The following is a 12793-nucleotide window of genomic DNA, read 5'->3' on the forward strand; positions in this document are numbered from 1 at the left end:
GTTTCCCTCTCTTATTTCACACCCGTCAGCACGATGCTCTGTACGAAATAGCGCTGCGCGACGGAGAATAAAACCAGAATCGGTACCAGCGCCAGCAGAGATGCGGCCATAACGACGTTCCAGGAAGGAGGGCGCGTGGTCGAGGACACCATGCCGGCCATACCGATCGGCAGAGTGAACTTCTCGGTCGAGTTCAGATAAAGCACCTGCCCGAGCAGGTCGTTCCAGCTCCAGATGAAGGAGAAGATGGCGACGGTCGCCAGGGCCGGGCCCGACAGCGGAAGGGCGATGCTCCACCACTGGCGGAGCTCCGAGCAGCCGTCGACTTTGGCCGCTTCGAAAAGCTCGTTGCTCAGGGAGGTATAGAACTGCCTGAGCAGGAATATAAAATAGGCGGAGCCTAGAAAGGCCGGAACGATCAGCGGCAGGAACGTATCGATCCAGCCGAGTTCCTTGAACAGGATGAACTGCGGGATCATGACGGCCGGGTAAGGCAGCATCATCGTGGCCAGCAGAAAAGCGAACAGGGCGTCCTTGCCCTTCGCCCGGTACCGCGAAAAACCGTAGGCGACCAGAGCGGAGGAAAGCACCGTGCCGATCACCGTCATAATGCCGATGAGCAGGCTGTTCTGATACCAGTTGAGAAAATCGAGCTCGAACAATTTCTTGAAGTTTTCCGTCACGAATTTATCCGGCAGGATCGTCGGCGGGAATCTCAGCGATTCCGCCCGCGTTTTGAAAGCCGTGGACAGCATGTGAACCGACGGCAGAATCATCAAGACCGACAGGACGATCAGCATGGCGAAGACGAACCAGTCGAACCATGTTCTGCGCCCAGCCTTCAGCCTGGAAGGTTTATAGGCCCTCGCGGGCTGTGTAGGAACCGCGCTGCTCAAACTCCGTCTCCCCCTTCGTAATGAACGAATCGTTTAGAGCCTTTCATAATAAGCAGGGCAAGGACCATGACGACGATCAGCAGCAGCCAGGCCATCGCGGAAGCATAGCCCATTTTGAAATTCTTGAAGGCGTTCTGATACAGGTAATACACGTAGAACATCGTCGAATAGTTCGGTCCGCCCTTGGTCATGATGAACGCTTGGGTAAAGACCTGGAAAGACTCGATCAGACCCATAATCAGCTGAAAAAGGAACACGGGCGAGATCATCGGCAGCGTAATGTGCCAGAACGAGCGGAGGCGCGTTACGCCGTCCAGTTCGGCCGCTTCGTACAGACTTGGCGGCACGCTTTGCAGACCGGCCAGGAAGATGACCATTCCCCCGCCTACCGTCCACAGCGACATGAGCACGAGAGCGAAGATGGCCCACTTCTCGTCAAACAGCCAAAGCGGCCCGGGCAGCCCCAGCAGGCTGAGCCCCTGATTAAGAAGCCCGCTCTGCGGATTGAAAATCCACATCCAGATCAGAGCCATGGCCACACCCGATATCATGCTCGGGAAATACATGACCGTCCGGAAAAAACCTTTGAACGGGATCTTCTGATTGAGCAGGAGCGCGAAAAGAAGCGAAAGCCCGAGCTGGATCGGAACGCTCAGCAGCGTATATCGCACGGTAGCCCAGATGGAAATCCAGAAGATATCATCGTGGAACAAATCGACGTAGTTCTGAAAACCGACCCATTTCGGGGGATTTACGATGTCATACTCGGTAAAACTGTAGTAAGCTGATGATACGATGGGATACAGGGCGAACAGAACAGCTCCGATCAGCCAGGGTGAAATGAAGATGTAAAACCAGAGCGTTTGGTGCCTTGCCGTTTTGGTTCTCATGGCATCCTTCCTTCCGAAAGTTAAAACGCTTTAATTTTAGTCCAAAAATAAAAGGCATGATTTCCATCTAAACCGATTCGGATTTCTGGATATTATGCCCATTTTTCAGCCTAAAACCTCGTAAACCACTTCAAATTCCTTTTCTGTCATCCGTGTCAGCTTGTTCTCAAAAATTAAAAGGGTTTAACTTTTATAAATTTAAGATAAACGCTTTCATGCCGGGTGTCAATCCCTTATTTGCTTTTGCAAGCAAAAATGTATAGCGCTTACAAATCATAAGGCAAGGAAAACGTTGTCCTTTCCGGTTCTTCTAAACCTCCCCCCCGTCTTCTTCACATCTTCCCGGCGCCTTCTTGCAGAAAATTTCTGATAATAACTCCGGTTTCCGGTCATTCTTAATAAAAGGAGGTGAAAAAAATGCCACAGCAGGAAAAACGACATCTGCACGAACTGAGTTCACTGGACGCTTCCGCCTGGGATGAAGAAGAATTATCTTATCACCATTCGGTGATGAGCGAGCTGTCTCCCTGGCTCAACGCACAGGGTACGGCTATACACGCGCAGGTCATCCGGGAGATTGAAAGAAGGCGGGAGAATACGGTCTAACCGACTTAATATACATAAATGTTGATTTACTATCAAAAATCGTCTTATAATAAACAGGTAAGTGTTAACATATCGCTTAGGAGGTATTCAAATCATGGCACATCAATTACCGGCTCTACCTTATCCGAATAACGCACTGGAACCGCACATCGACGCAACAACGATGGAAATTCACCACGACCGTCATCACAACACATACGTAACGAACCTGAACGCTGCACTTGAAGGCCATGCCGACCTTCAGAACAAATCCCTGGAAGACCTGATCAGCGATCTGAACAGCATTCCGGAAGCGATCCGCACTGCAGTACGCAACAACGGCGGCGGACACGCCAACCACTCCCTCTTCTGGGAAACCATCGCTCCTAACGCCGGCGGTCAGCCTACCGGCGCTTTGGCTCAAGCTATCGACAGCGAGCTGGGCGGTTTCGATAAATTCAAAGAAGATTTCGCCAAAGCGGCTACTACCCGTTTCGGCAGCGGCTGGGCATGGCTTGCGCTCGGTAAAGACGGCCAACTGAAAGTATACAGCCTTCCTAACCAGGACAGCCCGCTCTTCGAAGGCGACACTCCGCTTCTCGGACTGGACGTATGGGAGCACGCTTACTACCTGAAATACCAAAACAAACGCCCGGACTACATCTCCGCTTTCTGGAACGTTGTTAACTGGGATGCCGTTAACAAGCGTTACGAAGCCGCTAAGAAATAATTCCGGTATACGCAAGACGCCCTCCCGGGCGATAAGCCTGGGAGGGCGTCTTTTTTTATATGGGGCTGTATGTGTCTAGAAGAATGTGTTTATGGAATTGTGTTTTAAAAGGCATCAAGAATCTGCCCTTTCCGGTGCGGTACACGTTCTTCGTGCTTGCTTGCTCGCTCGCTCGGGAGCGGGACATACGGTGCAAGGGAGAACCGGCTGCCGGCCAGCGTGACCCTTCCGAACAGATCCAGCAGCAAACGGGACGCCTAGCTAACGACCGAGGCGCTGAAGGACCTGCGAAGGAACGGTTCAGAGCCCTTGTCGCGCTTTACTTCCCGGTGATGCGCGTTTAGACGGCATCCGGGGCGGCCGGGTCTACTTCCCCTCCCATACGCCCTGTTCCTCCGCGTACATCTTCAAGACGCGCAGAAACACGTTCGGGAACGCGTAGCGCTCCAGCTCCTCCGGCGACATCCAGCGGTAGCGGTAAGGCAGCTGCCCCGCGGGAGCGCCTCCCTGGCCGCCGAGCCGGCACCGGTACACCTTCATGTCCCAGTAGAGATGGCTGAAGGTGTGGTTCGTGTCGGCGATCCAGCCCTGCGGGAGCACGTCCACGTGCTCCTCCTCGGCCAGCGCGATGCGCAGCTGCTCCATGCTGTGCGCATCGCCCGGCCAGGCTGCGGGAGCCTCGCTCCCCGCAGCGGCGGCTTTGCCGCGGCGGCCCCGCTTCGCCGGCGCTTCCGGCCCGGCGGCCGCGCTGCCGACGGCAGGCTGTGCCTCCGCCGACCGATCCGCGCCGGCGGAAGATGCGGCGGCTTCATCCGCCGCCGCGAGAAGCAGCCCCGGCCCGCCCTCAGGGCCGGGAGGTTCCGCTGCCGCGAGGGAGCCGCGGGCGCCGCCGGAGGCGGCCGCCGGCAGCTCTACGTGCGGCAGCTCCCACATGCGGGCGAGGAGGCCCTCCTGGGGTCGCTGGCGGATAAGTATCCGCCCCGCGTTCTGGCCCTCGCCCTCGATCAGGGCCACAAGCCGCCGCTCCGGTTTCGGCGGCTTGGCCTTGCTCTTCACCGGCAGGGTCTCTTCCCTGCCGGCCAGCCTGCCCGAGCAGTGGTCCATGACCGGGCAGGTCAGGCACTGCGGCGAGCGCGGGGTGCAGACCATGGCGCCGAGTTCCATCAGCGCCTGGTTGAAGTCCCCCGCGGAGCCTTCGGGGATGAGATCGCGGGCCAGCCGCTCCATCCCCACTCTTGCGGCGGGCTTCGCGATATCGTCCTCGATGAGGAAGTAGCGCGAAAGCACCCGCATGACGTTGCCGTCGACGGCGGGCTCCGGCTTGTTGTACGCGATGCTGAGAATCGCGCCCGACGTATACGGGCCTACCCCTCTGAGGGAGGAGATGTCCTCCTTCGTGTCCGGCACGATGCCCCCGTAACGCTCGTGAACCTCGCGTACGGCCTGCTGGAGGTTTCTCGCGCGGGAATAGTAGCCGAGCCCTTCCCACGCTTTCAGAACCTCATCCTCCGGGGCTACGGCCAAAGCCTCTACCGTCGGGAACAAATCGACGAACCGGTGGAAATACGGTATCACCGTGTCCACCCTCGTCTGCTGGAGCATAACTTCCGAAATCCAGATATAATAAGGGTTGCGGCTGCGTCTCCACGGGAGATCGCGGCGATGTATCAAATACCACGCCAACAAATTGGCGGAGAAAAATCGTTTTTGTTCCGTCGGGTATTCCACCGGCGGTGTTTTATCCGTTTTGGACGCCGATTTTGTTTTCTTCGGCTTTTCCGGAACTTGTCCCTCTTCAGCCGGTACCGGCTCATTGCGTTCCTGCTGCCGTTCAAGCTCTGCCACCTGGATTCCCTCTCCTCTCCGGGGCTCACGTTTTGAACACCCACAACCTTTTATTATAAAGCAAAAGAGGGGAGGATGGAACTGTCCGGCCTTTGCTTGTTTTTGCGGGCTGAATTGGGTATTCTTGTCGTATTCGGACTTTTTCGGATGATTGGATTCGGGAACGGAGGTTGTACAAAATGAAAGAAGCCCGAACGGCACCCGGCAGACCGGCCGTGATTCCTTCCGGCTTTCGCTGGCTCGCGCCTTATCTGGCTGTATGGGGCATTCAGGGAGTCGTCGCGGCGGCGGTCGATTTCTTTCAGGAATGGGTCGATTTAGACTGGCTCGCGCAGGGAATATTCGCGGCGGCCGTGCTTGCCAGCATCGTGATCTGGGTAAAAATGCGCCGCAAAGCCGGCGCCGCGCGCGAAGGCTCCATTTCCCTCGTTATGCTCGCCTTCCCCGCCGTTATGCTGATCGGCGCCGTAGCCGTGCTCGAATATGTGCAGGCGGTCGGCCCTTATTTCGTCGCGCTTCTGAGGGCGTTCCTGCTCTCGGTCGTTTTCGTCCTGCTCGGAGCGGCCGCCGACCGAAGGCTTTTCTGGCTCGGTCTGTGGCTCTTCGCGCTTACGATCGTGATGGCCCTCTGGTATTTGGGCTACTCCGGCGTCATTTTGCAGGGGATGAGCGGCCTCAGCCTGCTCGTTTGCGCCTGGTCCCTGACAAGGCCGCTGGCGCCTGTGACGGGATAGCGCCGCAAGTTTTTTGCGGCCGTCAGTCTGGTAGGCCTGCCTCACGTGCCAAGCTCTCCGCTTGGCCGCGGGCCCGGCTCAGACGGCTTTCCATCTTTGAGTCGCGGCTCCCGGAGTGGAGCGTGGTGGTACGCGCTCGCCTCGCTTACGGCAGGCAAACGCACGGCCCACTGGGCACAGAATCAGGCAGCTCGGACAGCTTCGGAAACGGGCTGTCTTTTCTTTTGCGCCGGGGAGTTTACAAAACACCCAGCCTTTTGTGCAGCGCTCCATCGGCCCGCTTTGGCTGCGCACACGGGCTGCACTCAGGAGAGCGCCAGATTGTAGCTCTCCGGTTCGTTTACCGTTCTATAGCTCCCCGTTTTTTCGTTTGCCGTTCTATAGTTCTCCATTTCGCTTGCCGTTCTATAGCAGTCCCTTTCGCTTACCGTTCGCGTTTTACCGCGACTGCGGACTTTCATTTACCTTTCCCGTTTTATCCTCCGAATGCCGGCTTATACTGTATGCCTTCTTGGAGCTTCCGCTTGATGGCGATTCACCGCCTACCTGACAAGCGCTATTAAGCAGGCCCGCTCATCTTCCGATGCGCCTTCATAACGCCCCGTAACCGTGAGTGTATCCGCCTTCCGGCCTTTTCCGGGCTAAGGCCGCTCGACAACCGCGTAGGCCGCCGCCATCGTATCCGTGTGCGTAATGCTCAAATGAATGACAACGTCCTGTCCGAGCCCCAGACGCTGCCTCGCCCCCTCGGATAGGAAACAATGGGGCTTACCCGACTCGTCCGGAAGGACACTGACGTCATGAAACCCCGCCTGGCGGCCGATTCCGCATCCCAACGCTTTGACCACGGCCTCTTTCGCGGCAAAACGCCCTGCCGTAAACTCGGCCAGCCTGCCTCTTTTCCCGGCTGCAAGCTGCTGTTCTTCTTCGGTTAAAATCCTCCGCATGAACCGATCTCCGCTCTCTTCCCGCAGCAATCCCGCTACACGGGCGATATCAACCATGTCCATTCCGACTCCGATAATCATGTGTACGCCTCCGTTACTCATCTTTTTTTCCGTTTCGTTCACCTTGCCTGATTGTGGCACGGCCATTCCGCGAGGTCAAGCCGGGACGCCGCCGCCACAGCATTCGCATACGCAAAAGAAGCGAAAGAGCTCCGCTCCTCCGCTTCTTTATCTTTTTTCCCGAAAAAGAACAGGTCTCCGAATGCCAGGCAAGTTTCCGCTTGAACGCTCGGATTTAAATGCCGGGAATGCGGCCGCGCTTATGTCTTGTTTTCATATAATGCTTCTCAAGTTTTTCCGCGGCGGCCGGATCGATCGCTTTGCCTTCCAGATAGTCGCTGTTGTCCTCGTAGCTGACTCCAAGTTCCTTCTCGTCCGTCTGTCCTTCCCACAGTCCGGCAGTCGGAGCTTTATGCAGCACACTGTCCGGAACGCCCAGTTCGGCCGCCAGAGCGCGTACTTGACGCTTGTTGAGTGAGCTGAGAGGAGTGATATCGACGGCGCCGTCGCCCCACTTCGTAAAGAAGCCCGTAATCGCCTCGGAAGCATGATCCGTACCGACGACGAGCAGGTTCATTTCGAAAGCGATGGCATACTGCACGACCATCCGGGTTCTCGCCTTCACGTTGCCCTTGCCTTCTTTACTCATATGACGGGAGTCGCCCGCATTTTTCAGACCGAACTCGACTTCGAGCGCGATCTCGTTCACCGCTTCTTCGATATTGGTTTCCATGCGGTATTTGAGGTTGAACGCTTCTGCCGTCGCATAGCTGTCATGAATATCCTCTTGTGTCCCGTACGGCTGGAAGACGCCGACTGTCTTATACTCTTTGCCGCTCTCTTCCGTCAGCTCGTCCGTCGCTATTTTGCAAAGACCGGCGGCAACGGCGCTGTCGATGCCCCCGCTGATGGCAATCAGCAGACCGGATACGCCCGCGCTTTTTACATACTGCTTCAAAAAATCTACGCGTCTGCGGATTTCTTCCTGAACGTCGATCTGCGGTTTAACGCCAAGTTCTTGTATAATTTCCTGCTGCAGGCTCATTAAAAAAATCCTCCTTCTCCACACCTAAGGTTTGAACTTATCTTACCACAAAGAAAACCGCCCCAACCACCAAAAGGATGGCCGGGACGGTTTTTCATGTTAGATTATCTCACTTCAAAATCCGCAGCGGATTAGCTGCCTGTTACCACAATGTTCGTCGGTTGGGCTTTCACAAGCCCCGCGCCTCCGAAAGTAACGGTAGCTCCGGGCTGAAGCGTGTTGTTCCAGCCTGCGCCTTTGATCACGAAATGGTTATTGGCGGAACTGACGATGGAAGCATCCCAGACGGATGTGATGCTTCCCGTGTAATCGAATTCCAGCTTCCAGTTCGTGATCGGGGTCGTTCCCGTGTTCTTGATGGAGAAGCTGAAGTTGTAGCCCGTTCCCCAATCGCTCGTTACCGTGAAGGTCGGCTGAACCGGAGAGCCCGGGTTCGTCGCTGGGTCCGTGGTAACCGTGACGGAAGCCGGAGCGGATATGTTGCCCGCCGCATCCTTGGCTTTGACCGTGAACGTATAGGCTGTGTTCGGTGTAAGATCGGTCACGTTGAGGCTTGTCGCCGTCGTGGAGACGGTTTTCGTGCCGTATGTGACGTCATAACCCGTAACGCCGACGTTATCCGTCGCTGCTGTCCAGCTAAGAGCTGCGCTGGTCGATGTTTTACCGGTGGAGACGAGGTTCGTGACCGCTGTCGGAGCTTGCGTATCCGGCGTTGTTGTTCCGCCGTCCGTCGTGACGGTTACGGAAGCCGGTGCGGATACGTTGCCTGCCGCGTCTTTCGCTTTTACGGTGAACGTATAAGCGGTATTGGCCGTCAGGCCCGTGATGTTGGCGGTGGTTCCCGTCACATTGACTTTCGTCGTGCCGTAGGACACTTCGTATCCGGCTACGCCGACGTTATCCGTCGCAGCGGTCCAGCTCAAGGTGACGCTCGTGGACGTTTTGCCGGTAGAGACCAAATTCGTAACCGCCGTCGGAGCCTGGGTATCCGGTACGGCAGGGCTCAGAAGGTCGGCCGCCACTTTGTCGAGAAGCTTGGTTGTGCAGGAGAATTTCGGGCTGGTGCGGCAGTCGGAGCTGGTTTCCCAGAACATCGCGCCGGCCAGGCCTTTGCTTTTGATGTAAGCCGTTTTGGCGGCAATGGATTGCGTGTCTTCATAGGAGATGAACGTGCCGCTCGTCGGGTTGAACAGATAAGGCGTTTTGGTCGTGTCGTTCCAGTAGCGGGTGAAGCCGTTCTTGTTCACATAGTTGGCCATGATGTCGCCGTAATCGAACGTGCCGCTGTTGCCGGACGCCCAGTCGTCCCAAGTGCCGGTCGGCAGAACGCTGCCGTCCCAGCCCCCTACACAGGTCTGGTACTGGCCGTCATTGTTCGGGCCCGGAGGGCAGCCCTTCCAGCCCTTGCCGTAGAAAGGAAGACCGAGCACCAGCTTGTTGGCGGGAACGCCCGACTGGAAGTAAATATCGATCGCGTCGCTCGTATTGAACTTCTTGATTTCGCCCGTGGACGGATCGTTCGGGTCCGGGTAGAGCGCTGCGTTATGGTTGGTCGACTTTTCCCAGCCGCCGTGGAAATCGTACGTCATGATGTTGATCCAATCGACGGTTTTGGCGATCTCGGACAGCTCCGTGTTGTTCGCATACTTCTGGCTGGCGCCGGACGCGATGGTCAAAAGGTATTTCTTGCCGTCAGCAGTTCCGGCCGCGTCCAATTTCTCGCGGACTTTTTTGAGCAGAAGCGTGTAGTTCTGCTTATCCGCAGGGCTGTAGGTGTTGCCGGACAGGCCGCCCGCTACGGGGTACTCCCAGTCCAGATCCACACCGTCAAAACCGTACGTGCGGATAAACTCGACAGCGGAATTGGCGAAAGTTTCGCGCGTAGTCGCGTTGGCTGCCACATCGGAGAAACGGTTGGACCAAGTCCATCCGCCCACGGAGATGAGCGTTTTGAGCGACGGGTTCTTTTTCTTGAGGTCACGCAGACCCGCAAAGTTGCCGCAAAGCGCCTTCTGGTCGCACTCCTCATAGGTGTAGCCCGCATACGGCGTATTTACGTCCGCCCACGGCTCTCCAAGCACAATCGTTCCGTTAGGGACGGATTTGGATTGCAGAGGCACATGTGAATCCGTACAAGACCACGTCTGCTTGTTAGGGCTGTCGGTCGAATTGTTGCCGTGCACCCCGCCCCAGCAAATGTCCGCAAAGGCATAATTCAAATGAGTCAATTTGGAGCCGTCGATATCTTTAACTTGATAATTGCGGCCGTAAATCCCCCAGGAGGTAAAATACCCGACGATTTTGGCCGGTTCGGCCGCAGAAGCCCTGCCCGCGCCCGTGTTGAACAGAGGGAGCAGCGCCAGCAGAAGCGCAAAGAAACCCAGCCAGGTCATTTTTATTTTTTTGTTGCTTTTCATTTATTTCCCTTCTTTCTCTTTTTAGTGGACGATCTTTTCGATCTTTAGTAAACGCTTTCAAAAAACCTCCTTTTGCTTGCTTCATTCCGCCGCTTTGTAATCAGCGTCCTGCCGCCGTTTGTACTTGCTCCGCTCATCCCGACTTTTATCCGCTCAATCACCTCCTCCGGGCCGCATGAAAAAAATCATGCCCGCCTCCGGATTCAGCTGTTCGTTTTACACTCACGTCCACGGACGTTTCCCGATCCCCACATCTTGGAAACGCTCTCTTTATATTAAAACTTTACTCAATTCCTCCGGGCCGGGCTATAGTCTGATATGCTCAACGTGTTAGGGCCACATGACTAATTTAAGCCGTGCGCCGCGCGAAGCCCTTCCGCGGACAAGAAAAAAGCCCCCGCTTCCGTCCAAAGACGGCCGCAGGAGCTTGCTTTATTGAGAACGGACCGGTTAACGGTCTCGTTCTTATTTGCAGTACTTTTCGAAGGCATCCGTCAGATCGCCGGCAATCATGTCGGCGGAACGGTCTTCGATTTGGTGGCGCTGGATAAAATGCACCAGTTGACCGTCTTTAAACAGCGCGATCGAAGGCGACGAAGGCGGATAAGGCGCCAGATATTCGCGGGCTTTAGCCGTCGCTTCTTTCTCCTGACCGGCGAAAACGGTGTACAGGTGATCCGGCTTCACTTCGTTCTGCAGAGCTTTGGCAACGCCGGGACGGCATTGGCCCGCCGCGCAGCCGCAAACGGAGTTGATAACGAGCAGCAGCGTTCCTTCCGAATTCTCCAGCGTTTCCGCTGCCTGCTCGGGCGTCAGAAGTTCCTTCACGCCGATGCGGGTCAGATCCTCACGCATTGGTTGTACCATGTCTCTCATATATGAGTCAAAAGACATCACCATAATTGGTTCACTCCCCTGTGATCAATGTCATGGACATTTTCTTTTCCATTCCATTATACAATCGGGGGAAAAGAAAGCAAAGGGGCTGTATAAGATCCATGGCGTCCGCAAGACCCTAAATGCCGCTACGTCGCGGGAAAATTCGGCCCGTTCAGTTTTTTGTCGCCGCCGGATTCGGACGGGGTGCTTTTGCGTTGTTTATTTTCTTTTTCGTGAATATCCTGCTCTTTGGAATTGTTGGATTTAGCCATTCGGGGTTCATCTCCTTTCTTTTCCGTAGTATGCGCACCACGTTGGAGGGCAATTCGCTCTTGTCACCTGCGGAGCCGCGTCGCATGATCGGTCAATCAACCAGGGAGCGGACAGAAAAAAAAGCCTCCGGAGTCCGATCTCCGAAGGCAAGGTCAGGTATAGCTGTGCAAGAGGTGCCGCTTATTGCGGTAAGAACCGGCCGGAGGCGGCGCGGAATTCCTGCTCTGAATTCCGGCGCCTGCCGGTCAGTCATAAGGCTTCTGCGAAGCCGATTACTTCTCGGCTTTCGTACCGCCGATTTTGTTCTTCAACTGCTGGAGCTGCTCGTCGACTTTGGCCTGCTTGGCGGAATCGGACGGATTGTAGCTCGACACGCTGCTGTAACCGGATGCCGGTACGTAAGGCTTGCGGGCGATTTCCGCTTCCACTTCCAGCTGGATGATTTTCTCTTCGATGCGCTGGAAGCCTCTGGAGGCATTACCGCTTTCGATCACGCCGTTATAGCTCACTTGCGCCATTTGCTTTTTCGCTTTGGCCAGCTGTGTGCGGGCCACAAGCTCATTGCGCTTGTTGCGCAGCTTGTAATACTCGTCTTTCATGTCGTGAAGCTGCTGAGTCAGTTCAGACGCATGACCTTTGGAAGCTTCGTGCAGATCGGTATACTCGGCGATTTTCTCGTCGTGGTACAGTTTTTCCTCAAGTGCTTGGCGTGCCGCTTGCTCCTCGCCGTCTTTCAGCGCGGCTGCCGCTCTGCCTTCACGGTCGGCGGACAGGCGTACGCTTTCTTCCAGGCGCTGTTTCAGCTTGCGCTCGTTGGCGATTTGCTTCGCCACGGTCACTTCCGCTTTCGCGATTTCTTCTTCCATGTCGCGGATATACTGGTTGAGCATAACGACCGGATCTTCGACTTTATCCAATACCTCGTGAATAGACGCCTTCGTCATATCTTTAATTCTCGAAAAAACTCCCATGTTTATACATCTCCTTTGGAATCGTTATTAGTTGGTTTTTGTTGCTTTTCCAGGCGATCGAGTTTGCCGCGAAGCTCTTCGATTTCGCGCTGCATCGCTTTTTTCTCGATATCTTTCATCATTTCATCAATATTGTCAGCCTTCGGCGCTCCGAAAGAGGAGCCTGCGGCGGACTGCTGTCTGCCGTGTTTAGCCTCTTTGCCGTTCCAGCCGTTGTAAGCCTGGTTGCCGCCGTAAGAGCCGCCGTAGTTATTGTTGTTGGCGTTGCCGTAAGGACCGTAGGAGTCTCCGCCGTACGGACCCGGTCCGTAAGGACCGCGCGGTGGGTCGAAGCCCGGTTCCTTCGGAACGATAAAGCTGGCGATGAAGTAAAGCAGGATCAGCGAACCGCTGGTGATGAACACCGCGACGACTGTGAGCAGCCGCAGCAGGGTTGCATCGACGTTCAACACTTCCGCAAGTCCGCCGCAAAGTCCCGTTACTTTCTTGTCGGTGCGCGAGCGGTATAGTTTTCTCATGTA

Annotated in this window: 12 protein-coding genes and 2 pseudogenes; 3 read left to right on the top strand and 11 right to left on the bottom strand. The window is 55.8% G+C overall.

The window, feature by feature from the left end:
- Positions 1 to 11: 11 nt before the first annotated feature.
- The gene (locus tag HMPREF1207_RS09635; RefSeq protein WP_009676896.1) at positions 12 to 896 is read right to left on the bottom strand and encodes a carbohydrate ABC transporter permease; all 885 of its coding nucleotides are present in this window, start codon (positions 894 to 896) and stop codon (positions 12 to 14) included.
- Positions 893 to 1786 (bottom strand): carbohydrate ABC transporter permease, encoded by an 894-nt coding sequence (locus HMPREF1207_RS09640; RefSeq protein ID WP_009676921.1) that lies wholly within the window; start codon positions 1784 to 1786, stop codon positions 893 to 895. Before HMPREF1207_RS09640 ends, HMPREF1207_RS09635 begins: the two co-directional genes overlap by 4 nt.
- A 417-nt stretch (positions 1787 to 2203) precedes the next feature.
- On the opposite strand from HMPREF1207_RS09640, the gene HMPREF1207_RS09645 reads away from it, so the two are divergent.
- Together HMPREF1207_RS09645 and HMPREF1207_RS09650 are read left to right on the top strand one after the other, a co-directional pair.
- Entirely contained in the window at positions 2204 to 2392 is a 189-nt protein-coding gene (locus HMPREF1207_RS09645) for a hypothetical protein (protein WP_009676916.1), read from the top strand.
- 94 nt (positions 2393 to 2486) lie between these two features.
- Positions 2487 to 3101 carry a superoxide dismutase gene (locus HMPREF1207_RS09650; protein ID WP_009676925.1) on the top strand — a complete coding sequence of 205 codons (615 nt, stop codon included), beginning with the start codon at positions 2487 to 2489 and terminating at the stop codon, positions 3099 to 3101.
- Between the two features lie 366 nt (positions 3102 to 3467).
- On the opposite strand, the gene mutY is transcribed toward HMPREF1207_RS09650, so the two are convergent.
- Positions 3468 to 4829, bottom strand: a complete 1362-nt coding sequence (gene mutY / locus HMPREF1207_RS09660; RefSeq protein ID WP_036739908.1) for an A/G-specific adenine glycosylase — start codon at positions 4827 to 4829, stop codon at positions 3468 to 3470.
- A 296-nt stretch (positions 4830 to 5125) separates the two neighbouring features.
- Here mutY and HMPREF1207_RS09665 point away from each other — a divergent pair, with 296 nt between their 5' ends.
- On the top strand, positions 5126 to 5680 hold the full coding sequence (locus HMPREF1207_RS09665) for a hypothetical protein (protein ID WP_009676322.1): 555 nt from the start codon (positions 5126 to 5128) through the stop codon (positions 5678 to 5680).
- A gap of 641 nt (positions 5681 to 6321) precedes the next feature.
- Here the strand turns inward: HMPREF1207_RS09665 and acpS are convergent.
- The 8 genes and pseudogenes from acpS to HMPREF1207_RS09695 all read right to left on the bottom strand — a co-directional run bounded on the left by acpS (position 6322) and on the right by HMPREF1207_RS09695 (position 12790).
- Positions 6322 to 6708, bottom strand: coding sequence for a holo-ACP synthase (gene acpS / locus HMPREF1207_RS09670; protein WP_009676333.1), 387 nt, complete (start codon positions 6706 to 6708; stop codon positions 6322 to 6324).
- 214 nt (positions 6709 to 6922) lie between these two features.
- On the bottom strand, positions 6923 to 7732 hold the full coding sequence (gene nadE, locus HMPREF1207_RS09675) for an ammonia-dependent NAD(+) synthetase (RefSeq protein ID WP_009676310.1): 810 nt from the start codon (positions 7730 to 7732) through the stop codon (positions 6923 to 6925).
- 131 nt (positions 7733 to 7863) lie between these two features.
- Positions 7864 to 8142 (bottom strand): annotated as a pseudogene (locus tag HMPREF1207_RS30755) (cellulose binding domain-containing protein); the annotation flags it as partial.
- Positions 8143 to 8151: 9 nt separating this feature from the next.
- Positions 8152 to 10125 (bottom strand): annotated as a pseudogene (locus HMPREF1207_RS09680) (glycosyl hydrolase family 18 protein); the annotation flags it as partial.
- Between the two features lie 489 nt (positions 10126 to 10614).
- Complete coding sequence (locus HMPREF1207_RS09685) at positions 10615 to 11049, bottom strand: BrxA/BrxB family bacilliredoxin (RefSeq protein ID WP_009676320.1); 435 nt, start codon at positions 11047 to 11049, stop codon at positions 10615 to 10617.
- A 125-nt stretch (positions 11050 to 11174) separates the two neighbouring features.
- A complete protein-coding gene (locus tag HMPREF1207_RS30560; RefSeq protein WP_009676301.1) occupies positions 11175 to 11300 on the bottom strand; it encodes a hypothetical protein in 126 nt (41 codons plus the stop codon).
- 273 nt (positions 11301 to 11573) lie between these two features.
- Entirely contained in the window at positions 11574 to 12272 is a 699-nt protein-coding gene (locus tag HMPREF1207_RS09690) for a PspA/IM30 family protein (RefSeq protein ID WP_009676348.1), read from the bottom strand.
- A 2-nt stretch (positions 12273 to 12274) separates the two neighbouring features.
- A complete protein-coding gene (locus HMPREF1207_RS09695; protein WP_009676341.1) occupies positions 12275 to 12790 on the bottom strand; it encodes a PspC domain-containing protein in 516 nt (171 codons plus the stop codon).
- Between the last annotated feature and the right edge of the window lie 3 nt (positions 12791 to 12793).

It is taken from the genome of Paenibacillus sp. HGH0039, from assembly GCF_000411255.1.
Classification (GTDB): domain Bacteria; phylum Bacillota; class Bacilli; order Paenibacillales; family NBRC-103111; genus Paenibacillus_F.